Raw genomic sequence first — 21,445 nt, forward strand, 5'->3', positions numbered from 1 at the left:
TAGCTCCCCGCCCTTCCGGCCGCTCAGGCCGTCGGCACCCGGGGACAGCGTCGTGGCGCAGCAGCAGTGCTCGCGCCGCCGACGGCTCAACGACACGCTCCGCGCCCACGGGGCCCTGCACGTGGGGCTGTATGCGCTTGTCCCGCCCGCCCAGGATCCTCACGACAACCTCGCGGCATGCCAGGGGCACGCCGAGCTACAAGGGCTCGTCGTCATGGAACGGATCGCTGCCATCAGCACTACCCGCGCCGACGACCCCGCCCTGCGCCGCGGCTATGCCCGCCTGCTCAGCAACCTCGCCGACCCCGCTGTGCCACTGCACGGTGTCGTGGCCGCCGACCGCAACACCATCACCACCCCCGACCAGCTGACCTGGTTCGCCGCCCATCGAGCCGGCCTCTGGCCCGGAGAATCGGAGACGGGGCTGTGACCACACCCAGTGAGTCGAGCCCGAGCCGGCCGGACATCGCGCGCGATCTCCTGGCACGAGCCGAGTCGGCCCGCGCGTTTCGGCGCACCCCGGCCCACCGGCTCGCCGCAATGACGCCGGACGAGCTCACGCAACTGCGCGAATCTGACAAGGGCAATGCCCAGGCGCTGCGGCACATCGTGGCCAAGAACCGCTGGCCTGGGCGGAGTCTGGTGGGGGAGGAGGCGTGCCGGGCAGCGCTCTTGATCGCCCTGCGTGCCAACCATGACCCCTCGTTCCAGCGCACGCTGTTGGGGATGCTGCACGAGGCGGCCCGGCGAGGGGACGCGAGCCCGGCCCAGTGGGCGCACCTACACGACCGCTGCCTCGTCCATGCGGAACGGCAGCAGGTTTACGGAACTCAACACTGGTTCCGCACGGACGGACGGCTGGAGCCGCACCCGGTCGCCGATCCCGACAACCTCGACGCGCGCCGCGCCCAGGTCAGCCTTCCGCCCTTCGCTGAGACGGCCGAGCGGCTGCGCCGCCACCACACCGACCCGTCGTCCTTATCGCCCCCGGCATCAACATGCCGCTCTCCGCCGCCAACAGCGCGACCCTCCGCCCGTCCTACCGATGAAAGGCCTGCCACATGACCACGACGACCATCTGCACGGGAACTTGGTGAGGATCGATGACGGCGACCGATGAAACTGTCCGCATCGTGCTCATGAACCTGGAGCACGACGGCGGCCCTGAGGAAGAGCCGGGCGTACTCCCCAAGCGGTGGCGCGACGCGTACGAGGAGGTCCTGGAACCCCTGCGACCCGACTGGCTCGGCATGACCGAGCTGACGTACTCCCAGACCCGACCAGATGCCACCGTTGAACAGAAGGCTGCAGCCGACCGGCGGTGGCGCGCAGCTCAGGAGACGCTGGGCATGCGGGGATTCCGCGCGAGAATGGGTCAAGGCCGTAACCCGACCGGGGTCCTCGTGCGTGAGTCTGTCTTCTCCCTCGGCCCCGACCCCCAGCACCATCACACGAAGGTGTACCGGACACCTCCGACCAACGTCGTACTTGGTCTGCCTGAAGTACCCGGGGTGCCGATCATCACGGCCGCGTTCCACAGCTCCTTCTGCTCACCTCACGGCCGGCAGGCCGAGGGGTACGAGCTGACGTCGCTGGTGGACAAGGTGAAGGCTCAGCACGTCACGGCCCCCGAACGGAGATGGGCCGCGTGCTGGCTCTTCGGCGACACCAACGAATACCCGGTGCCCACCGGCGAGCGGGTCCCCGAAATCGACTGGAACGCTCCCGAGATCACGGACCTGGTGCACCGTCGCCATCGCGCGCTCAAGCAGCCGGACGGATCGTGGATGAGCTGTACGTTCCTCGACGAACTGATGCTGGACTGCGGCATGCACGACCCGGCCCGATTTGCCGTACACCATCGCGCCCAGCCGGAGGCTCTGTCCGCGACGGCGGGACACGCCGCCATCGGCCAGGGCGGAGGAAGCCGAATCGACCGGGGCTACATGGATGCCTGGACAATCCAGGCCGTGGTGGAGGTCAACGTCCTGGACATGACCGGGATCAGTGACCACCACGCCGTCGAGGTGCTTCTGTCGCGGCGCAAGCTCATCGAGGCCTTGCGCCGAACCTTCGATCCGTTCACGCCGTGGGCGCTCACCTCCTGAGCGCCTGCTGATGAATCCGACCTCATCCGCCACAAGCCAAGGGACGGACACGCGCATGAACACCAGCTCGAAGAAGCTCACGGTTCTCTCCTGGAACCTGGAGAACAACGGCAAGGGAGACCCCGCCCGCCGCCGCGCCGGCCACGAGCTACTGAAATCCTTCCGCCCCGCCGCGGTTCTTCGCCAGGAAATGTGGGACGCCGACAGTCACGGCAAAGGGGTCCTCTTCGAGCTGGAGGAGATCCTCGGACTGCGCAGTGTCCTGGGTGCGGGCTCCTGTACCGCGGTGTTCTTCGACCCGGTCACATTCGCCATCGTCCGGGACTGGCAGGGCAGCGTCGGACCCGACTGGGTACTGCCGCCCACCGCGCTGACCCTGCGCTACCGGCCTGCCGGCCCCACCGCGCTTCCGATCGTCTGGGTCTCCTATCACCTGCCCTACGCCAGCTCCGACAAGAGGCTCACCGAGGCAGAGTGGCTGACCACCTGGGCCGATAAGGGATGGCAAACGCCAGACGGCCGCAAGGTCACGCTCCCCATGATCGGAGCAGGCGATACCAATTCCTACTCTCGCCCGGGAACGCCCGGCGACCCCGCGCTGCCGGTCCTTGAGTCGATCAAGAATCGGCCGCACCGACTCCACCGTTCCTACCTCGGTCCCGACGGCACCCGGCTCATGGACGACCGACCCGACAACGTGCTGCGCACCGCCGGCCTCGAAGACGTCGCCCGCTTCTGGGCCACCGCGCCAAACGGGAGCGAACGGGCCGTCGCCCGGACGGTCAACAGCTCCTCGACTCATGGCCCCGACAGCCGCATCGACAGGGCCTACGTCACCCCGGAACTCCTGCCCGCGCTGACGGGCGTCGACGTGATCGAGGTCGACGAGGACATGTCCGACCACCACATCCTCCGCTTCACTCTGGACTCCGACGTTCTGACGAACATCCTCAACGAACGTCCCTCTGCGGCGAGCGCCTCCTAGCATCACCGAGTCCCGCCCTCGACGCCCCATCACCTGGGGCCACCCGTCACGTCGACAGTTCAGGGGAAGTCATGAGCGACCACTCACCCGCCGTCGTCCTGCCGCCCGGCAGATTCACCATCGGCAAGCGCTTCACCTTCCAGGCCGGCCACCGGCTGCCCAGCCTGCCGTCCGAGCACAAGTGCGGCCGCCAGCACGGCCACAGCTACGAGGTCGAGGTGATCCTCACCTCCGACACCCTGACTCCCCCCGGGTTCGTCACCGACTTCGCGGATCTGCATCCGTTCAAGGAGTTCCTCGACGAGCACCTCGACCACCGGAACCTGCACGAGGTCCTGCCCATCGAGCCGACCTCGGAACTCGTCGCGCAGTACCTCGCCGGCTGGTTCATCCAGCACCTCGAACCCACCATCCCCGGACACCTGGTGGCGGTCTGCGTGCACGAGACCGTCACCGGCTGGGCCCGCTTCGACGTCGTGAGGGAACACCGATGACTGACACCCTTGAGCAGCAGCACCTCGACCGCGAACTCCACCTGATCATCTCGGAGGTCTTCGGCGACACGAAGCCGACCTTCCAGGGCGAGGGGCCCAGCACGGGCGTTCCCGCTCTGTTCATCCGGCTCGCCCAGTGCAACCTGACGTGCTCCTGGTGCGACACGAAGTACACCTGGGACTGGAAGCAGTACGACATCAAGAAGGAGACGCACCGACGTTCCGTCGACGAGCTCATCACATGGGCACTGGCCTGCGACACGGAGCTCGTGGTGATCAGCGGCGGCGAACCTTTGCTTCAGCAGCGGGCACTCGTCCACCTCGTTCGTGGTCTCCTTGCCGACGGCAAGCGGGTCGAGTTCGAGACCAACGGGACCGTCGCTCCTGACCCCCAGCTCCTGATGGATGGCGTCCGCTTCAACGTGTCGCCCAAACTCGCCAACTCCGGCGTCGCCGAGGACAAGCGCGTCATACCGACGGCCCTGGAGGTGTTCGCCTCCAGCGGGCGCGCAGTCTTCAAATTCGTGACCCGCACGGTCGCCGAGCTCGACGAGATTCAACAGCTCGTCGACCGGCATCACCTCGCACCCGTCTACGTGATGCCGGAAGGCACCACCGCCGAGCGTCTCATCGAGACCACCCGCGTGCTCGCCGACGCCGTCGCCGTCCGTAAGTGGCATTTCACGCAGCGACTGCATGTCCTCGCCTTCGCCGACGCCCGCGGCCGCTGACGAACCACCGCTCCAAGCCTCCTCTCCCCAGCCCCCGGAAGTGAGGAAGACATGACCATGAACGCCGTGCGCTCCCCTGAGAGCGCGCACCCCGGCCGAATCGCTTCACCGCGGACCGATGACGTACCGGGCCTGACGGTGGACACATCCCGCGTGGCCGAGCTCGTCCGTGAGCTCCTCATCGCCCTCGGGGAGGACCCCCACCGTGAGGGCCTGCTCAACACGCCGGCCCGCGTCGCGGCATTCTGGTGCGACTTCCTGGCCCCGGCCCCCTCGGCAACAGCGACGTGCTTCACCGAATCCCACGCCACCGACCAGCTGGTCGTTGTCGGCGGGCTGAACGTGTGGTCCCTGTGCGAACACCACATGCTGCCCATGAAACTGGACGTCCACGTCGGCTACCTCGCCGACGGCACTGTCCTGGGGTTGTCGAAGTTCGGCCGGATCGCGCAGCGATACGCCGGCCGTCTCCAGGTGCAGGAGCGCTTCACCCGCCAGCTCGCCGACGAGGTGGCCGCAGCCATCGGCAGCCAGGACGTGGCCGTCACCGTGCATGGCGTGCACCTGTGCATGAGCATGCGTGGTGTCCGGATGGAGGGAGCCCGCACCTCCACCATGCAGTCCGGCGGCCGATTCAAGACCGATGCGGTGCTCGCCCAGCAGTTCCTCACCCTCACCACCGCCGGACAGCGGGGAGCCGCATGATGGCCAAGAGCATCGACTTCTCCGCGATCGCCCCAGCCGGCTACCTGGAGGCCTTCGTCGCCCAGGAACCAGCCCGCGTGCACCACGTAGCCGCCCAGCACGTTCTGTCCGACCGCGCCTACCGGGACTTCTTCCGGCGTGAAGCCGAACACGGCGCGGAGATCATCGTCGACAACGGGCTCTTCGACCTCGGCTACTCCCTTCCCGCCGCCGATCTGGTCGCCGCCGCCCAGGCGGTCGACGCCCGCGAGATCATCCTTCCGGACGTCATGCGGGACGGCCCCGCAACGATCAAGGCCAGCGACGAGGCCGCCCGGGAAATCCGCGAACTGAGCGACACCTACCGGCTTTGTGTCGTCTTGCACGCCGCGGACGATGAGGAATGGCGGCGCTGCTACGACGCCTTCGTAACTCGCGACTACGTAGGCGCGATCGCCCTGCCCGCCTCTAGGCGTCCCGCCCCGGAGGAACAGCTGTGCCGAACCCGGTGGACGGCCACACGCTATCTGGAGGACCGCGGCCTGGTGGACGAGACGATCGTCTACCGGCTGCTCGGGCTGGGCCGGACCGGGCACCTGGAGCTCGTCGAGCAACGCGAGCACGAGTGGATCGCCTCCGTCGACGGCGCCGCTCCCGTCATCCTCGGCGCGATGGGCGTCGAGATGCTGCCCGAGGGGCCGTACGAGAAGCCGAGCACGCCCCGCATCGAGCGCCTCGGCCCCATCCAACAGGACCGCTTCGACCTGATCCGGCGCAACATCGCCGTCGTCCGGGCCGCAGCGGGCAGCTCCGTGCAGATCGCGGAGGCCCGTGCATGAGAAACCAGGACCTGCTGACCTACGGCGCCGGGACGGAGTTGCGCGCCGCGCCCATCGCAGCCGACAGGCACACGATGACCCCGGACAGCCTGCTGCGCTACCTGAAGATCAAGGTCCACCACCTCATCCAGGCGCAGGACTGGCACGCGATTCGTGTCATCGGCGCCTACGACCGTGATGCGGTGATCTCCACATACGAGAAGACCGGGAAACTGTTCAACACCGAACGCCCCACCGCCGAGGCCCACGGCCGCGAACTGGTGATCAAGGCATTTCCCGGCGCCGATTACGTCCATCACTACGCGCTGATCATCGCCACCTACCTGGCGATGACCGGCCGCCCGGAGCACACCGTCACCTACCAGCCGCCGAGCCCCGAACAGTGTCAGGCGGCTGCCGAGCAGCTCGACCTCTGCCTCGACGGCGACCTCGTGATCCTCGGCTGGGGCCTTCAGTACCTCGCCCCCACCGGTGGCGTGTGGACCCGCGGTCCGGGCTATGCGTGGCAGCGCGCCGTGGTGCACGGCCGCCGGGTGGTGTACCTCGGCTTCCTCCACAGCATCTGGGGCGACGTCGCCGGCCGCGTCGTCACGCGCCTGGCCTCTCTGGGCGCCCGTGACGTCGTCTACGTCGGCAAGGTCGGCGCCCTGTCGCCCGACATTGAACCCAACACCTGGCTGGCCACCGGCCACGAGAGCCTCGTCGGCGGCGCCCGGGTGGCCTGGGAGGACTTCTTCGGCGGCTACGCCGCTGCCTTGCCCGGCGTACAGACTGGCGTCCATGTCACCTCGCCGTCGATCCTGCTCGAAGACCGCACCTGGCTGACCGCCCATGCCGACCACGCCTTCGTCGACCCGGAGATCGGCCCCATGGGAGCGGCCGCACGCCACGCGGGGATCAGATTCGGCTATCTCCACGTCATCTCCAACAACCTCGCCCGCCACTACCCCTCGGACCTGTCCAATGAACGTCACGGCGACGTCATCCGGCGGCGCGCCGTCCTGGTCGACCGGATTCGTGACATCGTCGCGGACTGCCTGGCTGGCCGATCACTCTGAAGGAACCACGGAGGAACACGACCATGACGGTCGCAGCACACCCGGCCACGACGCGCGGGCGGGAGATCACGGTCACCGGCATCGACGGAGCGGGCAAGTCCACCCTCGCTGCCCGCCTGCACCAGGTCCTGAACGACGCCGGCCAGCCCGCGATCCTCGTGGGCAAGCACAGCACCGAAGTCCCCATGGACGAGGAGCTGTCCGTCTACCTCGACCGCCTCAACGCGCTCGTCTATCGACGCGATGCCCGCATCGCGCAGGCGTGCGGCGACCACTACTGGCTGCTGGCGCTGGCCGCCTGGTACACGCTTCAGGACCAGATGATGATCAAGCCCGCGCTCGCCGCGGGCACCCACGTCATCCTCGACAACGCTCACCACAAGATCCTCGCCCGCTACGCGGTCAACCCGGACGTACCCACGCGCCTCGCCGAACAGGTCTTCGCCCACCTCACCGAACCCGACCTGGTGATCTTCCTGCGTATCGGTGCCCGCGAAGCCCTCGCCCGCAAGGGCTCGTTCTCCTCATTGGAGACGGGCCACTCCGGCGACGGCGACCAGGACTTCATCCGCTACCAGGACACCGTCCTGACCCAGTTGCGTGCTTACGAGAGGCGCGACGACTGGCTGTCGATCGATGTCACCGACATGGACCGCGACGCGGTCTTCAAAGTCGCCGCCGACGCCCTGGACGCCCGGCTCCAGCTCGCCATCTGACCCCCACACAAGGAACTTCCCATGCCCGTGTCCCCACCGGCCGACGGCGCATACGTGTGCCACGGCGTCACCTGGGCCACCCAAGACCCCAGGCTGCTGCTCGCCCCGCTGCCTGATGGTCCCCTGGTCTACGCCCAGATCATGAACCAGCGCCTCGGCGTCCAGGCGGCCGGTACCGGCCGGTGGTGCACCGGCCGGTACCGATTCGTTGACACCATCCGCGTCGAGGCCGCCGCCTGCCCCGACCGCGCGCCGGCCGAACAGAGCGGCCAGTGCAACCGCTGCGCACGCCAGGACGACTTCCGCTTCGCCCACCAGTTCCACCAGGGCGGGCACGCCCCCGACGCGCTCAAGGCGTACATGGACCAGCCGCACTGGCTGTACCTGGCGACCTTCGCGGACGGCACCACCAAGGTCGGGACCGCTGCCGAGCCGCGTCGGCGCTCTCGCCTTGATGAGCAGGGTGCCTTGTTCGCCACTTACCTGGCCAAGTGCGCCGACGGCCGCGCAGTGCGGCACCTCGAAGACGCCCTCAGCCGCAGACTGGCCGTGGCCCAGACGGTCCGTGCCACGGCGAAACTCCAGGCGCTGGCCGGTCTGCGGGATGTATCGCAGGCGCGCGCTGCGCACGCCAGGGACGTTGACCGCGCCGCTGAAGTCCTGCGCGAGCTGGACGTCGCCGTGGTGCTGGAGACGTGGACCCCACCCGGCGAAGGCGACGGCCTGCGCGCTGCCGGAGCTGAGCGGGTGCTCTATCCGCATGATCTGCGCGAAGGTGAGCACGGCCTCACCCCCCTGTCGTGCGTGGGCTCCCAGGTCCTGGCCGTCCTGGGCCACGACGATGTGGGTTACCTGCTCGACCTCGGACTCCTCAAGGGCCGCCGCATCCTGCTGGGCTCGTTCAACTCCCCTGGAACAGCCGTCCAGTCAGCACTGTTCTGACCCCTGGCCGGGGTCCCCTTCCGTCGAATCGAGGTAGCCCGGATGGCACCCCATGACGCCGTCCTCGGCTGGGACGAGGACGCCACCGCCGAGGCGTACGCCGCCTTCACCCACGACTTCCCGATGTACAGCGCCACCAGCCGGGATCTTGCCCTGCGAGCCCGTCTTACGAACAGCTGCCTGGTGGTCGATCTGTGTGGCGGGGCCGGCGCGACCGCCGAGGCGATCCTCACCTTGGTCCCGCGGCACGCCCGGGTCGTCTCCCTGGACAACGCCGCCGCCATGCAGCGGGTCGGGCGCCGCACAGTGAGAGACCCGCGCCTGACCTGGGTCACCGCCCGGGCCGACGAACTGGCCGGCCACATCCCGGCCGGCAGCGTGGACGCCGTGGTGTGCAACTCGGCGATCTGGAAGACACCGGTGCCTGCGGTGTTCGCCGCAGTGCGTCAGGTCCTGCGCCCCGGCGGCCGGTTCGTTTTCAACATCGGCGGCGGCTTCGCCGGCATCCGCCACGAGGACGAGAGGGCCACCCGCACCGGTCCGTCGCTGAACCGCCTGATCCACGAGATCGCCGCCCGCGACTACGGCTACACGGCGCCCGCGAAAGCGGTGGGGCCTCCCAAACTGTCACTCGAGGCGGTCATCGCGCACCTATCCGCCGCAGGCATGGACCTGACGGACACCGAGATCGTTGCCCAGCACGGCACGGTGGCCGAGAAGAAGGCGTGGCTGTCGATCCCCGTCTTCGCCCGGCCCGACGGCGACTTCACGCACGCGCAGCGCATGGAGATCCTTACCAAGGCGTACGCCCAGACCGCGCCCGAAACGCCCACCGTGACAAGCTGGCTCGTGGTAGTCGCCCAGCGCCCCGGGGCACGACCATGACCACGTCATCCCCGGCCACCGGCGCCTCGGAGTGCGACCACACCAGCGTCGGAGTTCTCATCTCCTCCCCCCAGGGGCTGCTCGTCTTCGAGCGCGCGGCGCCCCCGACCGGAATTGCCCCGGTGGCCGGCCACATCGACCAGCACGGCGGCTCCGAGCAGGCAGCCCGCACGGAAACCGCAGAGGAAGTCGGCCTGGCCGTTACCCACCTGCACCTGCTGCTAACCCAGTGGCGACCCAACCGGTGCCGCCGCCCGACCACCGAGCCCGTGGGCCACCGCTGGTGGATCTACCAGGTCCAGGCATCCGGAACGATGAGGCCCTCCGACCGAGAGGTGCGCGCACCCCGATGGATACAGCCCGACCAGCTTCAGCAGCACGCGCACCGCACCGCTGCGTACGCCGAAGGACGCCTGACCGAGCACGAGTTCACCGCGCGGTCCGGACTGGAGCCGGTATGGGTCCGTTTCCTCCACGACCTGCAACTCATCACGCTGGACGTCGGCACGCTCAACCGAATCGACCAGATCATCTGAGTGGGCGCTCGCGTCGGCAGAGCTCAGCGCGACACGGTCGACCTGGTGGCCGCCAGCCGTCGAGCGTGTGCACGGATGCGGCTGCGGTCATCGGGAAAGACGCTCTCCCACTCCACATCCAGCGAGAACCACTTCGGCGGTTGCCCACTCTCCCCGCCCAGCGGCACATCACGGCTGATGACGGCGGCGTACGACAAACTCAGCGTCGGGGACCAGTCGGCACGGAAGGAACGGACAGAGACGGCCGCCGGTGCGTGCAGCAGCTCGCCCGGCAGCCCGGTCTCCTCACCGAGTTCCCGCACCGCAGCCGCACGGGGTGTTTCACCCGGCTCGACCTTGCCGCCGGGCGGAACCCAGCCCCGCACCCGGTGCTTCACGAGCAGGACGTGGCAAAAGTCCGGATCAATCACCCACACGTCCGCTGCGAACGGCTCCAACGGCTGCTGCCGGACACGGTCTAGCCATGCCCGGGCGTCGTTGAACTCGAACACCGCGAGCCGGGCGTCGGCGACCGCCGCTTCCAAGGCCATCTGGTCCATCACCCGGTTCACCTTATGCCGCAGCAGCCGTACGCCCGCGGAGGCGGCCGGGCACGCCGTGCCGCTAGAGTCCGCGACCGGCGTCGCGTGGAAAAGCATCCAGAACCCCGGCAACGCGGACACCGCCGGGTGCCCGCCTGGGAAAGGACCATCGTCATGCAAGCTGATCCGACACCAGCCGCCTGGGTCGTCCTGGGCGGAATCCACCTGCTCAACCAGACCGCGCCCCGCCGCCAGGACGACCCGATCGTCCTGGTCCAGGTGCCCGCGCAGGAGGTCCGCGTCCCCAGCACCACCGTGGTGTTGCGATGGGACACGCTCGGCGTGTGCCCCGTCACGGCCCTGACCGTTGGCGGCAGCCGGACCGCAGATGCCCGCATCGACGGCAGCGCCCTGTTCCCCGACGCCATCGCCGGCCTTGCCCTGCGTGACTTGGCCGGCGAAGCCGCCCCTGGGCTCGTGCCCCTGTGCTATCTGTCCGGGCACCCGCAAGGGGGCTACCACGCGTACGCCCAGATCCGGTTCTACGCCGACGACGCCTGTTTCCTGCGCACCACCCGCGAGCCGGTCGGCGAAGGCCCAGTGGAGGCGCTGGGCTGGCTGCAGCCCATGCTGGCCGCCCACGCTGCATCGGCGCTGCGCCTCAACAATCACTTGCGGTACTTCCGTACGCACTTCGCAGGGACGGAGCTGGAGTACAAGTACAACCTGGAGCCCGCCCCGGACATCTGGGCCGTCTCGATGGAGCTCTTGAAGGCCCTCCGCCACGGCGAACTGGCCGACTGCCGACCGGAGTACCGGGAGGAGTTCCAGATCCACTGCTTCGACAACCACATGTTCGACGTCATGGGGCCCGACCTGGAGCGCGGTTACGCTTCCTTCATCCCCACCGTCGACGGCACTCACGTACTTAAGCGCAAGTGGTTCACCGAAGATGCCTTCGCGCGGCGCGAGCAGCTCTTCACCGGTCTCGACCTCTCCCCGGCACGCTTCGGGGAGTACCTGCGCGAGGAGCTGGGCCTCGACGTACGGGCACTGCCGCCCTTCCGGCGCGTTCGCTACGACATCCAGTGCGAATCGATGCGCACGGGCGACGTCTTCGGCATCTTCTTCGACCGCTGCTCCTTGCTTGCCGCTCCGGACGTCGTCCTCTCGCAGTGCGAGATGGAGTACCGGCGCTCGCGCAGCTTGCTCGACCACGACGAGGAAGATGTACTACGGGAGATGAAGCGAGTCGACGCCTGGCTCCTCAACTACCTGTCGAGGCACGGCCTCGCGACCGCACGCACGTTCTACTCCAAGCGCACCTTCCTACGCGACGCCGTCGCCGGACGTCCTGAATTGGCGCCGGATTGCTGATGCCCAGACGTACCCGGACTCGGACGGACACGGCCTCGCCAGCCACCGATGACGCTCAACGACAGCGCGCCCGGGGCCAGAGCCCTTCGATGTGCCGGACGCTGGCCGGGAACGCTACGACATCCTCGAACGGTAGACACATGGGCAGATTGACCGAAGATCCACAATTCCGCGCGACCACGTTCGTGGTCATCGACTTCGAGACGACGACCCCAGCGGGTTACCCGGCCCAGCCCATCGAGCTAGCTGCTCTCGCGCTGCGCTACGGACAGGACGGATGGACACGGATCGGCAGCAGCACTTCCCTCATCAAGCCGCCCGCGTTTGCCCCGGTGACGTCGGCCGACACCGCGTTGAAGGGGATGACGCCCGAGATGTTCACCGATGCTCCGACCCCGGCCGAGGCGCTCGGTGACCTCGATCGGAACTTCACACCGGGCAGCCCGTTCCTGCTGGTGGCTCAGAACGCTTCCGTCGAGTCCAACATCATCCACAACCAGAGGGAGCACTGCCCGAACCTGGCCCACATCGACCTTCTCGACACGATCCCGTTCGCGAAGCAGATTGTCCCCGGCTTGCCGTCCTATGGTCTCGACACCCTCCTGGCGCACTTCTCCATCGGCCAGCCGGCAGACCGCCATCGGGCCCAAGCGGACGTAGAGGTCACTGCGATGGTCTTCCGCCGGCTTGTGTGCGCCGCAGACGAGCTGCCGCGGTTCAGCGACCTCGCGGCTCTCGTGAAGGTGACGGGGCGTACGGCAAAGTCCAACGTGGCCGTCCAAGATCAGTTGTTCTAGGTGTCTACAACCCTGGAGGACTGCCGCAAAGGCCGCAGTGCGTCGGAAAGGACCGCGGCCAGGTGGAGCCGACCACCGGAGCGGAACTGTCAGTTGACGGCGCTGTGCTCGGTGCTGTTAGGCACCGGGACCATCCAGTGCACCACGTTGTCGCGGAAGGAAGCGTTGACCGGCACGAGATCGGCACCGCTGGTGTCGTCCAGGGCCGTGACGTTGATGCCGATCTCCGGGATGTCACAGTCAACCGCCGCGAGGCGGGTTCCGCAGCCGGGGCAGAAGCCGCGTTTTGCCTTGCCGGGGAACGTCTCGAACCAGGTCGGCTCGCCGCCCTCGCCGGTCCAGGTGACCCGTTCGAAGCCGACCCACCACATCACCGGGGTCCCGCCGAGCTTTTGGCAGTGCTCGCAGTGGCAGGTGTGGGGGTAGACCGCCGGCCCCGTGGCTGTGAAGCGGATCCGGCGGCACAGGCATCCGCCGGTGCGTTCTACGGGTCCCTCGGCGGGGGCGGCGTTCATCGTTGATCTCCATTGCCCTGCGGGTGAGTTGAGCCCCAGTGTGTCATTCCCTGGCCTGGTTCATCCGGAAGCCGCGGACGCCCGCGGACGGCTGAGATGGAGAGTTCACCCTTCCTGATGAACCGGCCGGTCCGGGCCCTCGATGGGGCGGTAGAGGCAGAGGATTGAAGGTGCTCCCAGTCATGTCGGCCCGGAGGACCCGAGCCGCACCTGCGGCGCCGGGAGGTCGGGCGGGCGACGCGCCGCTCAGCCGTCGTGGCGGCCATACCCCTCCCGGATCTGTTCCGCAGACTCCCTGCGGAACAGGACGTGCCAGTGCAGATGCTTCGACTCCTGATAGAGCCCCAGATTGCTGACCACCGAGCACGCCCCGTGCTCCAGTTCCACCTGCGCTGCTACGTCTCGTACCACTCGCATGACCTCGGTGAGTACGGCCTCGCCGCCGGACCCGAGATCCGTCAGAGACGGTACGTGAAGTTTGGGCACCACGACGATGTGGACGGGATAGGACGGCCGCGTGTGCGCGAAGGCCAATACCCCCTCCGATTCTGCCACCACGTCCACTCGCACCAGCCCGCTGAGAACCTGGTGACAGTAGAAGTCGGAGATTTCCGCTGCCGGTACATTCACTGCCCAGCACCTTTCGCTCGATGATGAGGGCGCAACTCTGATGGCCTGAGCCCCGGCTGTTGTGCCTTTCCTAGTTGTAGTTCTCTCCCAGGTCGGACCGGCAGGTGCGCCGCGCCAACCACCGCGGAGATCCGGGTCGGCAGGGATGGCTGCGGAGGCAGCTACTCAGACGACGCACGGAGATTGATCCGGTGCAGGACATCCCAGCGGTAGACGCGTTCGGTACGGCGGAGTTCAACCAGGTCCACGGCGGTGATGCTCAGGTGCACGGGCGCCAGCGGGCGCAGCTGCGCGACGCTTTCGATCACCGGCTCGGCCCGTTGATCCCGATTGCTGTACTGGATGCCGAGGTGAGGCCGGAAGGAAGCCGATGGCGAGCCGCCCGGTACACCGGCCTTGTGCCCGAGTGCGCTGAGGACGGTATGGAGCTGCACCAGTGGTGTCCAGGGCGAGACGCTGAAGCGCACCGCGCCCCGTGACCCGGCCAGTGGATGGACGGCCAGGGGGAACGAGACCAGGTGACGTTGCTCGGCCAGGGCGGCGAGATGCTGGATCTGGGCGGGCAAGACCTGAGTGGTCGCTCCGATCCGAGTCATCGTCACGTGCAGGCCGTCGTCCGGGACCGGGTCCATGCCCAGGTGTGCCAAGACGTTCTGGCAGCGCCGCGCCCGGCTGATCAAGGCAGGGACATCAGCGAAGGTGAGCATCCAGTAGTACACGCGACGGTCACCGGACCATCCCGGCCGGGCCCAGTGGTCGGTCATTCGGGATACGCCCGCGAAGCCCTTCCAGTCGTTCTCGATGATCACCTGGGGGTCGTCGAGATCGGCCGGGGGAGTGGGAGGGAATGCCCGCGGATCGGATTCCAACCCGGTCGTCACCTGGCTCCTCACTGCCAGCGCGCGTAGGGGCGGTGTGGGATCTGCCCCGTTCGGCTCGGGCGGTGCGTGGTGGCGTGGCGTCACAGATTTTCGCCGTCGGCCCGCTGCGCGAAGCCCAGGGTCGGGACGGCGTGCGGTCCGCACCTCGGGCGCAGCATCGCGGGAGAGGTGACCTCCTGCAGAACCATTTCCTGGATGAACTGCACCTCGGCCCACAGCAGATGGGAGACGCTACCGGCAGCCTCAAGGTCTTTGCGTCCGACCGCGACGTGGATGTGCGGCGCGAGGGAGTTGCTTTCCGGGCTCCATGCGAGGGTGGCGGCGCCGACGGCTTCCACCGTATGCACCACCGTCTCTTCCCACACCGGAGCGTCCGGGTCCGCGAGGGGCCCGTTCGTGCCCACCAGCGCCACCCGCCGGAAACCGCCGAGGAACATGGGAATGATCCCCTGGCGGATGTTCATCTCCGTACAGAACTTGGTGAGTTCGTCGGTGAAGTTGTCGCCGTCGTCGAAGGCGAGGGCGAAGGTCCGCCCCATTGTCAGCTCGGTGTGCCGCATCAGCCACGCCCCTCCGCGGTCGTGCCGGCCGGAGCGAAGGTGCGGCGGATCCGGTCGGCGTCGGCGCCGCTGCGCAGCAGGACCGTCAGCAGGTGGCGGGCTTTGTACGGGTCGAGGTGCCCGGCTCCGATCAGTCCCCGCGAGAGCAGGTCCTTCTCCGAGCCGTCGAATCCGTAGGTGCGCGTGAGAGTGGTGCCGCCGCCGGTGCGGGAGGCGAGGACGATCGGGATCTGCCGGGCGGCCTTGGCGAGAACCGGGACCCATGTGTCGGGAAGGTGGCCGACGCCGAAGCCGGCGATGACCATGCCGTCGACCTGGTCGAGCAGTGGCGCCAGCAGGGCGCCATCGTCGCCGAGGGAGGCGACGTAGAGGCCGACTCGGGCCGGCCGGGTAAGTGCCGCGGCCATGGGAAGCGGCTTGTGCGCGGGCGTAGTGAGGAGTCGCAGACGGCCTTCCGCCACGGTGCCCAGGGGCCCGGTGTCGGGTGCAGCGAACGCGTGGGTGCTGGTGCTGTGCGTTTTGCGGACCCGGGAGGTGTCGAAGATCTGGTCGTTGAAGACCACGAGGACTCCCAGGCCGCAGATCTGAGGGCTCGCGGCGACGGTGACGGCGGCCAGCACATTGGCCGCGCCGTCGGCGCCTGCCAGGTGTGGGGCGCGCATGGCGCCGGTGACGACCAAGGGTGCCTTCGCCTCGTACAGCAGGCTCAGCAGGTAGGCGGTCTCCTCCAAGGTATCGGTGCCCTGGGTCACGACGATGCCGTCGAAGGCGCCCTTGCTGTCCATCGCCCATAGCTGGCTGGCCAGTTCCTCGATGTCGTCGAGGGTCAGGGAGGCCCCGGGTTTGCTCGTGAAGGACAGCGTCTTGATGTCGACGGCCATGTCTGCGAGTTGCGGCACTGCGGCGAGCAGGTCCTCCGCGCTCAGGGTGGGTCGGGCTGCTCCGTCCTCGGGTGAGGGCGTCATGGCGATGGTGCCGCCGAGGCCGACCACAAGCACGGTGGGGCGAGAGTCTTGCTTCGTCACAGCGGGTTCCTCGGAGTGCGGAGGGGCGGGGCGAGTTGAGCCTAACGGCCGGAATTTTGCCTGCCTACAGCGCCGAGGAAGCGCAGGGTCTGATCGAGCGCTTGGAGCGTGAGAAGACGGCTACGTGGCCGCAGCATGCTGGAGAGGCCTTCCTCGCCGAGCGTGCGGCAACGGCTGACGAGCCACCTCCAGTCCAGGCCGAGATAGGCGGCCAGGGCCTGCAGCCGGTCGGCGGGCGTCTGCCCGTCGACGAGACTGTGCGCCCGGGCGTGCTCGATCGCCTCCTGATAGGGGGCCACGTCACGTCGGGCACTGGTGGTAGCCACGCGCCAGACGGACTCCTCCCGTACCCAGTTCGCCAGGATGGCGCGGTCTTGCGCCAGGACGAACCCTTCGGTCTGGGTGTACTCCGGCGCGCTGGAAATCCAGACCTTGATCCCGTGCATCTCCATCATCGCGACGGTGAGGAACAGCAGGACGCGCTCGTAGGGCTCGGTGCTGCGCACGGCGGCTTCCGGTACACAGAAGGCACGGCCCAGGGGGCTGGCCGGCCCGGCGAAGCGGCTGGCCACCGACTGGAGATAGTCATGCTTGTGGCGGAAGAAGAGCCAGGGCGCGCACTCTTCGCCCGTGGCCTCACGGGTCCAGAAAGCGGGCACATCGGACAGGTCGTCCAAGTGCCGCACGATGTACTGGGCGCACAGACTGGAGCCGAGCCACGCAGCGCCGACGGGGGAGAGGTCGGGCATGTCGGTCCGTGGCGGTGCAGAGTTGCTGATCTTGACGTAGTGCCGGAGTTCATCGGCTCGGTCAGAGAGCGGATGGTCGTCGGCGAGCAGGCCGTCATCCAGGACGTGCATGGCCCACACGATCGCGTAGGTGAGGTCGTCCAGCTGGTAGGCGAGGGGCACCCGCGGGTCTTGGCCGGCGACAAGGCTCTGCCGGGCGAGCGCGGCGTCCATCACGTACAGGCCCTTTCCGCCCGCGGCACCGAGAGAGGCCAGCATGACGCCCCTGCGTGAGGAGCGGACGAAGGACCGAAGGTGCGGCAGGTCCGTTTCGCTGACTTCGACCATGTCGCCGCGAGGCTGGGCCTCGTAGAGCTGTACTCCGATGGTCGTGCCGTCGAAGTGGCGCCCGCCCGCAAGCTCCCACGTGCCGTGGACCCCTACATCGGGCTCACCAGGGACATGACGCGAGGTGGGCCAGGTGTAGTCCAGGGCCCGCGCGGCGGTGCGGGTACGCCGATCCAGCGGGCGCGGGCGCACGATCTCGCGGACGGGTACGGGCTGTGCCAGCGCTTCGGCGCTCTTGCCGAAGTACCACTCCAGGATGGTTGCCGTATCACCGCGAGCGAGGTGGGTGCCGGCGAGCCACCGCCTGTAGGTGGATTCCGAGGCCCGGACGTTGGCGAGCTTCGGTTCAAGCAGCTCCTTGGCAGCATCGCCGGCCATGTGTCGCCAGAGCACCCGGAATCTGGGCCACGAAGCACCATTGACCTCCGGGGCCTCCAGGAGGTGGTGCAGCAGCGTTCGGGTCTGCGGCTGCGTCATGTCGCCCTCCGTGATGACCACAGCGGCGCACGGTGCGCCGGAAGTCCGACGACGGCCGGGTGGCCGAGCCTGCACTCCTGCACGGCTGCCGGCGGCCGCGTCAGCGGGTCCGGGCCGCTTACAGCGAGGGCGATCGCCCCGCCGGCAGGCTGCCGGCGGGGCACATCCTGATGAGCTGGATCCGACCACGGACGCTGCGACCGGCTCGCGGCAGCAGTCGATGATGTCAGTGCACGCGATGGGAGCACCGAACCTCCTCGGGGAAGACGGACGGGCCGACGAAGTGCGGCGCGGCAGGGATCGCGTGTTCGGCGAACGTGGCATACCCCTCATCGGCCCACGACTGCTCGAGGAGCATCAACTGCGCTATCGGCTGCAGCGGCCCGCTCACGCGGCCGGACAGCACGGGCCGCAGGAACGGGGCCATCCAATGCGCTCCGGCGACCACCAGCCCCAGGCTGGCGATCGCCGCCCTCTCACCAGGCATTGGTCTCCTCTCTTTTCCCGCTCTGCGGGGGTAGACTTCTGCGCTGGAGTGGATGCCGGAAGTGCGCCTTGGACACGGCAGACGGAACCTCACGCCGCTCACCCGCCGTACGCGCCCGAGGCCGTCAGCCTGAGCGCAGTGTCGATGAGTGGGACGTGGCTGAAGGCCTGCGGGAAGTTGCCGACCTGGCGCTGCAGCTTGGAGTCCCACTCTTCGGCCAGCAGACCAAGGTCGTTGCGCAGAGAGAGCAGCTTCTCGAAGAGCTGGCGGCCCTCGTCGAGCCGGCCGATCATCGCGAGGTCGTCCGCCAGCCAGAACGAGCAGGCCAGGAAGGCGCCTTCGTCGCCTTCGAGACCGTCCACCCCCGCCTCGTCGCCCGACGTCGGGTATCGCCGCACGAATCCGTCCTCGGTGGACAGCTCGCGTTGGATCGCCTCGATGGTGCCGATGACTCGTTTGTCGTCCGGCGGCAGGAACCCGACCTGCGGGATGAGGAGCAGTGAGGCGTCGAGCTCCTGGGAGCCGTAGGACTGGGTGAAGGTGTTGCGCTCCTTGTCGTAGCCCTTCTCGCAGACGTCCCGGTGGATGTCGTCTCGCAGCTGGTGCCAGCGCTCCAGCGGGCCATCGGCGTCCCCGGACTCGATGAGCTTGATCGTGCGGTCCACGGCGACCCAGGCCATGACCTTGGAGTGCACGAAGTGCCGGCGCGGGCCGCGCACCTCCCAGATGCCCTCATCCGGCTCCTGCCAGTGGTCCTCGAGGTAGCGGATCAGCTTCACTTGGAGCGCCGAGGCGTAGTCGTTGCGGGACAGACCCGTCTCGTGCGCGAGGTGCAGCGCCTCGGTGACCTCGCCGTACACGTCGAGCTGGAGCTGGTGCGCGGCGCCGTTCCCGGCCCGTACCGGGGTGGAGTCCTCGTAACCGGGCAGCCAGTCCAGCTCGGTCTCGCCGAGTTCCCGCTCTCCGGCGATGCCGTACATGATCTGCAGATTCTCCGGATCGCCGGCCACCGCCCGCAGCAACCACTCGCGCCAGGCGCGCGCCTCCTCGCGGTAGCCGGTGCGCATCAGCGACGACAGGGTGATCGCCGCATCGCGCAGCCACGTGTAGCGGTAGTCCCAGTTGCGGCTGCCGCCGATCTCCTCCGGCAGTGAGGTGGTGGGGGCGGCGACGATGCCCCCGGTCGGCGCGTACGTCAGGGCTTTCAGCGTGATCAGGGAGCGGATGACGGCTTCCCGGTAGGGGCCGTTGTACGTACAGTGCTCGACCCAGTCGCGCCAGAATTCCTGTGTCGCCTCCAGCGCTCCCTCGGGGTCCGGCAGCGGCGGCGGGTTCTGGTGCGAGGGCTGCCACTGGATCGTGAAGGCGATCCGGTCGCCCGGTGACACCGTGAAGTCCGAGTACGTCGTCAGGTCCTTGCCGTACGTCTCCACGTCGGCATCCAGCCAGACCGAGTCGGGCCCGGCCGTGGCGACGGTTCGCCCGTCGATGTGATGCACCCACGGCGTGATCCGGCCGTACGAGAAGCGCATCCGCAGCGCCGAGCGCATCGGAACGTTTCCGCTGACGCCCTCCACGATCCGGGTCAGCTGCGGCGCGCCATTGCGCGGCGGCATGAAGTCGGTCACGCGGACCGTGCCACGCGGGGTGTCCCACTCGGACTCGAGGATCAGCGAGTCATCGCAGTAGCGTCGCCGCGTCGCCGCGGGCGGCGTGCTGCCGGCCGGGTGTTCAGGACCGATGCGCCAGAAGCCGTTCTCCTCGGTCCCCAGCAGCCCGGCGAATATGGCATGCGAGTCGAAGCGGGGCAGGCACAGCCAGTCCGCTGTGCCGTCCCGGCAGATCAGCGCGGCAGTCTGCATGTCGCCGATGAGTGCGTAGTCCTCGATGCGCCCGGGCATGAACTTCCATCTCGTCGTGAGTGCCGCCACCGCCATGGGGGTGGCACAAAGGGTGATGTTCGGGTTGGGAGGCGGACGGCCGCCGTGGATGTGGGACTACCTGTCCGGCGGGCCGGGGTCGGTGGAGGACGCGGCCCCGTCGGCCGAGGTGATGGCATCGGCGAAGAGCAGGACTTGCCGGGGGTGTGCGCTGCCGAGAGTGATCCGGTGCGGACGGCTGGAGATGCAGTCGTGGCACGCCGGGTTGGGCAGGCTCTCCAGGTACTGGCCGGACGCCTTGGAGACGATGGGGCCCAGGAGCTGCGCCAGCTTCTCCACGTCGCGCCACCCTCGGGAGTCCCACCGGTCGTGCAGGTTCAGCCCATGCAGCCCGTGGGCTTCGGCGCTGGACCCGCCGCCGGCGAGGATGTCGTAGAGGGTCACGGCGTCTCGGACATCGATGTCGCCAATCTCCACCGTGCCGTCGGTCACGTATATGTGATTTTCGGTGACGCCGATCTTGGTGAAGACGGTCCGCAGCCGCAGTGCCGCATCGTGTGCCTCGGAGCGTCGTTCGATCACCAGAGCAGCCAGACGCCGAGCGTCGTCGCACGTCGCGAGCGCCACCTTCAAGACCGGGTCCGGGCCGAACTCAACAATCGTGACCTTCGCCTGGATCTCATGCTGCTTCAGGAGATATTGGAGCGGGGCCGCTGGGTCGGCCAGTGGAAGCGGCTTCCCGATGAGGAATTGCGCAGCTCCACCTCCCTCCAGGGGAATGGTGACCGACACGGCGGAGGCAGCGGTCGTGGTGCCGATCTGGGGCTTGGCGTGGACACCGCTGTCGCGGAATGCCGTCTGAAGCTCCCGCCCGGCGGCACGGCGCGGCTCAAGAGCAGCGTCGTCGACCGGGGTGTCGACTTCGGCCTGTGGCATGGCGTCCTTTCTTCTCGTAGTCGAGCTGTGTGGGGAGGAGCCGAAAGGGAGGGGCTCCTCCCCACACGCTTCATCCGGCAGCTGGCCTTTCCATCAGCCCTGCTGCCAGACGGGGGTCCGTCCGTCGCCGACGACGGGCGGGCCGTTCATGGGCCGACCGCCGCTCCCCCACAGAACAGGCGGCCGGGGCGCCAAGGTCATGGCGCCGTCTCCTCCGCCGAGGGCGTGGTCACGGATCCGCCGTGCACGGGCGCGGCAAATCTCACGACCTAGAGGAGACCCCGGTTCTCAGGCAGCGACAGGCT

25 protein-coding genes are annotated in these 21,445 nt (G+C 68.3%); 15 read left to right on the forward strand and 10 right to left on the reverse strand.

Features of this window, described 5'->3' with window-relative positions:
* Positions 1-52 precede the first annotated feature (52 nt).
* The 13 genes from ACIREO_RS22965 (at position 53) to ACIREO_RS23025 (ending at position 9,978) form a co-directional block, all read left to right on the forward strand.
* Positions 53-430: a hypothetical protein gene (locus tag ACIREO_RS22965; protein ID WP_404113212.1), complete on the forward strand. Its 378-nt coding sequence runs from the start codon at positions 53-55 to the stop codon at positions 428-430.
* On the forward strand, positions 427-1,065 hold the full coding sequence (locus ACIREO_RS22970) for a DUF6624 domain-containing protein (RefSeq protein ID WP_404113214.1): 639 nt from the start codon (positions 427-429) through the stop codon (positions 1,063-1,065). Before ACIREO_RS22965 ends, ACIREO_RS22970 begins: the two co-directional genes overlap by 4 nt.
* Before the next feature lie 38 nt (positions 1,066-1,103).
* The gene (locus ACIREO_RS22975) at positions 1,104-2,108 is read left to right on the forward strand and encodes an endonuclease/exonuclease/phosphatase family protein (RefSeq protein ID WP_404113216.1); all 1,005 of its coding nucleotides are present in this window, start codon (positions 1,104-1,106) and stop codon (positions 2,106-2,108) included.
* A 55-nt stretch (positions 2,109-2,163) separates the two neighbouring features.
* Positions 2,164-3,093 (forward strand): endonuclease/exonuclease/phosphatase family protein, encoded by a 930-nt coding sequence (locus ACIREO_RS22980; RefSeq protein WP_404113218.1) that lies wholly within the window; start codon positions 2,164-2,166, stop codon positions 3,091-3,093.
* A gap of 71 nt (positions 3,094-3,164) precedes the next feature.
* Entirely contained in the window at positions 3,165-3,587 is a 423-nt protein-coding gene (locus ACIREO_RS22985) for a 6-pyruvoyl trahydropterin synthase family protein (RefSeq protein ID WP_404113220.1), read from the forward strand.
* Positions 3,584-4,318 (forward strand): 7-carboxy-7-deazaguanine synthase QueE, encoded by a 735-nt coding sequence (locus ACIREO_RS22990; protein WP_404113222.1) that lies wholly within the window; start codon positions 3,584-3,586, stop codon positions 4,316-4,318. Before ACIREO_RS22985 ends, ACIREO_RS22990 begins: the two co-directional genes overlap by 4 nt.
* A 51-nt stretch (positions 4,319-4,369) precedes the next feature.
* The gene (gene folE / locus ACIREO_RS22995; RefSeq protein ID WP_404113224.1) at positions 4,370-5,023 is read left to right on the forward strand and encodes a GTP cyclohydrolase I; all 654 of its coding nucleotides are present in this window, start codon (positions 4,370-4,372) and stop codon (positions 5,021-5,023) included.
* Entirely contained in the window at positions 5,023-5,841 is an 819-nt protein-coding gene (locus ACIREO_RS23000; RefSeq protein WP_404113226.1) for a hypothetical protein, read from the forward strand. The genes folE and ACIREO_RS23000 overlap by 1 nt, the downstream gene beginning before the upstream one ends.
* On the forward strand, positions 5,838-6,899 hold the full coding sequence (locus tag ACIREO_RS23005) for a hypothetical protein (RefSeq protein WP_404113228.1): 1,062 nt from the start codon (positions 5,838-5,840) through the stop codon (positions 6,897-6,899). Before ACIREO_RS23000 ends, ACIREO_RS23005 begins: the two co-directional genes overlap by 4 nt.
* 23 nt (positions 6,900-6,922) lie before the next feature.
* Entirely contained in the window at positions 6,923-7,615 is a 693-nt protein-coding gene (locus ACIREO_RS23010) for a dTMP kinase (RefSeq protein ID WP_404113230.1), read from the forward strand.
* A gap of 21 nt (positions 7,616-7,636) precedes the next feature.
* Complete coding sequence (locus tag ACIREO_RS23015; RefSeq protein WP_404113232.1) at positions 7,637-8,557, forward strand: DUF2797 domain-containing protein; 921 nt, start codon at positions 7,637-7,639, stop codon at positions 8,555-8,557.
* A gap of 42 nt (positions 8,558-8,599) precedes the next feature.
* Positions 8,600-9,442, forward strand: a complete 843-nt coding sequence (locus ACIREO_RS23020; protein WP_404113234.1) for a class I SAM-dependent methyltransferase — start codon at positions 8,600-8,602, stop codon at positions 9,440-9,442.
* On the forward strand, positions 9,439-9,978 hold the full coding sequence (locus ACIREO_RS23025; protein ID WP_404113236.1) for an NUDIX domain-containing protein: 540 nt from the start codon (positions 9,439-9,441) through the stop codon (positions 9,976-9,978). Before ACIREO_RS23020 ends, ACIREO_RS23025 begins: the two co-directional genes overlap by 4 nt.
* Before the next feature lie 23 nt (positions 9,979-10,001).
* Here the strand turns inward: ACIREO_RS23025 and ACIREO_RS23030 are convergent, their stop codons facing one another.
* A complete protein-coding gene (locus ACIREO_RS23030) occupies positions 10,002-10,517 on the reverse strand; it encodes an NUDIX domain-containing protein (protein ID WP_404113238.1) in 516 nt (171 codons plus the stop codon).
* Between the two features lie 156 nt (positions 10,518-10,673).
* Here ACIREO_RS23030 and ACIREO_RS23035 point away from each other — a divergent pair, with 156 nt between their 5' ends.
* Both ACIREO_RS23035 and ACIREO_RS23040 read left to right on the forward strand, forming a co-directional pair.
* Positions 10,674-11,876 (forward strand): hypothetical protein, encoded by a 1,203-nt coding sequence (locus tag ACIREO_RS23035; RefSeq protein WP_404113240.1) that lies wholly within the window; start codon positions 10,674-10,676, stop codon positions 11,874-11,876.
* A gap of 140 nt (positions 11,877-12,016) precedes the next feature.
* Positions 12,017-12,673, forward strand: a complete 657-nt coding sequence (locus ACIREO_RS23040) for a PolC-type DNA polymerase III (RefSeq protein ID WP_404113242.1) — start codon at positions 12,017-12,019, stop codon at positions 12,671-12,673.
* An 89-nt stretch (positions 12,674-12,762) separates the two neighbouring features.
* On the opposite strand, the gene ACIREO_RS23045 is transcribed toward ACIREO_RS23040, so the two are convergent.
* From ACIREO_RS23045 to ACIREO_RS23085, 9 genes are all read right to left on the reverse strand, one after another.
* Positions 12,763-13,188 (reverse strand): GFA family protein, encoded by a 426-nt coding sequence (locus ACIREO_RS23045; RefSeq protein ID WP_404113244.1) that lies wholly within the window; start codon positions 13,186-13,188, stop codon positions 12,763-12,765.
* Between the two features lie 246 nt (positions 13,189-13,434).
* Positions 13,435-13,818 carry an HIT family protein gene (locus tag ACIREO_RS23050; protein WP_404113246.1) on the reverse strand — a complete coding sequence of 128 codons (384 nt, stop codon included), beginning with the start codon at positions 13,816-13,818 and terminating at the stop codon, positions 13,435-13,437.
* A gap of 161 nt (positions 13,819-13,979) precedes the next feature.
* Positions 13,980-14,699: a 2'-5' RNA ligase family protein gene (locus ACIREO_RS23055; RefSeq protein ID WP_404113248.1), complete on the reverse strand. Its 720-nt coding sequence runs from the start codon at positions 14,697-14,699 to the stop codon at positions 13,980-13,982.
* Positions 14,700-14,779: 80 nt separating this feature from the next.
* Positions 14,780-15,259: a PPC domain-containing DNA-binding protein gene (locus ACIREO_RS23060; protein ID WP_404113250.1), complete on the reverse strand. Its 480-nt coding sequence runs from the start codon at positions 15,257-15,259 to the stop codon at positions 14,780-14,782.
* Entirely contained in the window at positions 15,259-16,284 is a 1,026-nt protein-coding gene (locus tag ACIREO_RS23065) for an asparaginase (protein ID WP_404113252.1), read from the reverse strand. Before ACIREO_RS23065 ends, ACIREO_RS23060 begins: the two co-directional genes overlap by 1 nt.
* Before the next feature lie 41 nt (positions 16,285-16,325).
* Positions 16,326-17,837 carry a transcriptional regulator, XRE family protein gene (locus tag ACIREO_RS23070; RefSeq protein WP_404113254.1) on the reverse strand — a complete coding sequence of 504 codons (1,512 nt, stop codon included), beginning with the start codon at positions 17,835-17,837 and terminating at the stop codon, positions 16,326-16,328.
* A gap of 226 nt (positions 17,838-18,063) precedes the next feature.
* Positions 18,064-18,324 carry a hypothetical protein gene (locus ACIREO_RS23075; RefSeq protein WP_404113256.1) on the reverse strand — a complete coding sequence of 87 codons (261 nt, stop codon included), beginning with the start codon at positions 18,322-18,324 and terminating at the stop codon, positions 18,064-18,066.
* 98 nt (positions 18,325-18,422) lie between these two features.
* Positions 18,423-20,225 (reverse strand): glycoside hydrolase family 15 protein, encoded by a 1,803-nt coding sequence (locus tag ACIREO_RS23080; protein WP_404113258.1) that lies wholly within the window; start codon positions 20,223-20,225, stop codon positions 18,423-18,425.
* Between the two features lie 96 nt (positions 20,226-20,321).
* Positions 20,322-21,140: a hypothetical protein gene (locus ACIREO_RS23085; RefSeq protein ID WP_404113260.1), complete on the reverse strand. Its 819-nt coding sequence runs from the start codon at positions 21,138-21,140 to the stop codon at positions 20,322-20,324.
* Between the last annotated feature and the right edge of the window lie 305 nt (positions 21,141-21,445).

The sequence above is a fragment of the Streptomyces sp. NPDC102441 genome (assembly GCF_044765585.1).
Classification (GTDB): domain Bacteria; phylum Actinomycetota; class Actinomycetes; order Streptomycetales; family Streptomycetaceae; genus Streptomyces.

Bases quoted from the DNA above. Each gene is read 5' to 3' on its own strand.
- ACIREO_RS23025 (WP_404113236.1), top strand. From the start codon at position 9,439: ATGACCACGTCATCCCCGGCCACCGGCGCCTCGGAGTGCGACCACACC.
- ACIREO_RS23005 (WP_404113228.1), top strand. From the start codon at position 5,838: ATGAGAAACCAGGACCTGCTGACCTACGGCGCCGGGACGGAGTTGCGC.
- ACIREO_RS22975 (WP_404113216.1), top strand. From the start codon at position 1,104: ATGACGGCGACCGATGAAACTGTCCGCATCGTGCTCATGAACCTGGAG.
- ACIREO_RS22980 (WP_404113218.1), top strand. From the start codon at position 2,164: ATGAACACCAGCTCGAAGAAGCTCACGGTTCTCTCCTGGAACCTGGAG.
- ACIREO_RS23010 (WP_404113230.1), top strand. From the start codon at position 6,923: ATGACGGTCGCAGCACACCCGGCCACGACGCGCGGGCGGGAGATCACG.
- folE (WP_404113224.1), top strand. From the start codon at position 4,370: ATGACCATGAACGCCGTGCGCTCCCCTGAGAGCGCGCACCCCGGCCGA.
- ACIREO_RS23085 (WP_404113260.1), bottom strand. From the start codon at position 21,140: ATGCCACAGGCCGAAGTCGACACCCCGGTCGACGACGCTGCTCTTGAG.
- ACIREO_RS23075 (WP_404113256.1), bottom strand. From the start codon at position 18,324: ATGCCTGGTGAGAGGGCGGCGATCGCCAGCCTGGGGCTGGTGGTCGCC.
- ACIREO_RS23035 (WP_404113240.1), top strand. From the start codon at position 10,674: ATGCAAGCTGATCCGACACCAGCCGCCTGGGTCGTCCTGGGCGGAATC.
- ACIREO_RS23070 (WP_404113254.1), bottom strand. From the start codon at position 17,837: ATGACGCAGCCGCAGACCCGAACGCTGCTGCACCACCTCCTGGAGGCC.
- ACIREO_RS23080 (WP_404113258.1), bottom strand. From the start codon at position 20,225: ATGCCCGGGCGCATCGAGGACTACGCACTCATCGGCGACATGCAGACT.
- ACIREO_RS23000 (WP_404113226.1), top strand. From the start codon at position 5,023: ATGGCCAAGAGCATCGACTTCTCCGCGATCGCCCCAGCCGGCTACCTG.
- ACIREO_RS23045 (WP_404113244.1), bottom strand. From the start codon at position 13,188: ATGAACGCCGCCCCCGCCGAGGGACCCGTAGAACGCACCGGCGGATGC.
- ACIREO_RS23030 (WP_404113238.1), bottom strand. From the start codon at position 10,517: ATGGACCAGATGGCCTTGGAAGCGGCGGTCGCCGACGCCCGGCTCGCG.
- ACIREO_RS22985 (WP_404113220.1), top strand. From the start codon at position 3,165: ATGAGCGACCACTCACCCGCCGTCGTCCTGCCGCCCGGCAGATTCACC.
- ACIREO_RS23020 (WP_404113234.1), top strand. From the start codon at position 8,600: ATGGCACCCCATGACGCCGTCCTCGGCTGGGACGAGGACGCCACCGCC.
- ACIREO_RS23040 (WP_404113242.1), top strand. From the start codon at position 12,017: ATGGGCAGATTGACCGAAGATCCACAATTCCGCGCGACCACGTTCGTG.
- ACIREO_RS23060 (WP_404113250.1), bottom strand. From the start codon at position 15,259: ATGCGGCACACCGAGCTGACAATGGGGCGGACCTTCGCCCTCGCCTTC.
- ACIREO_RS22990 (WP_404113222.1), top strand. From the start codon at position 3,584: ATGACTGACACCCTTGAGCAGCAGCACCTCGACCGCGAACTCCACCTG.
- ACIREO_RS23015 (WP_404113232.1), top strand. From the start codon at position 7,637: ATGCCCGTGTCCCCACCGGCCGACGGCGCATACGTGTGCCACGGCGTC.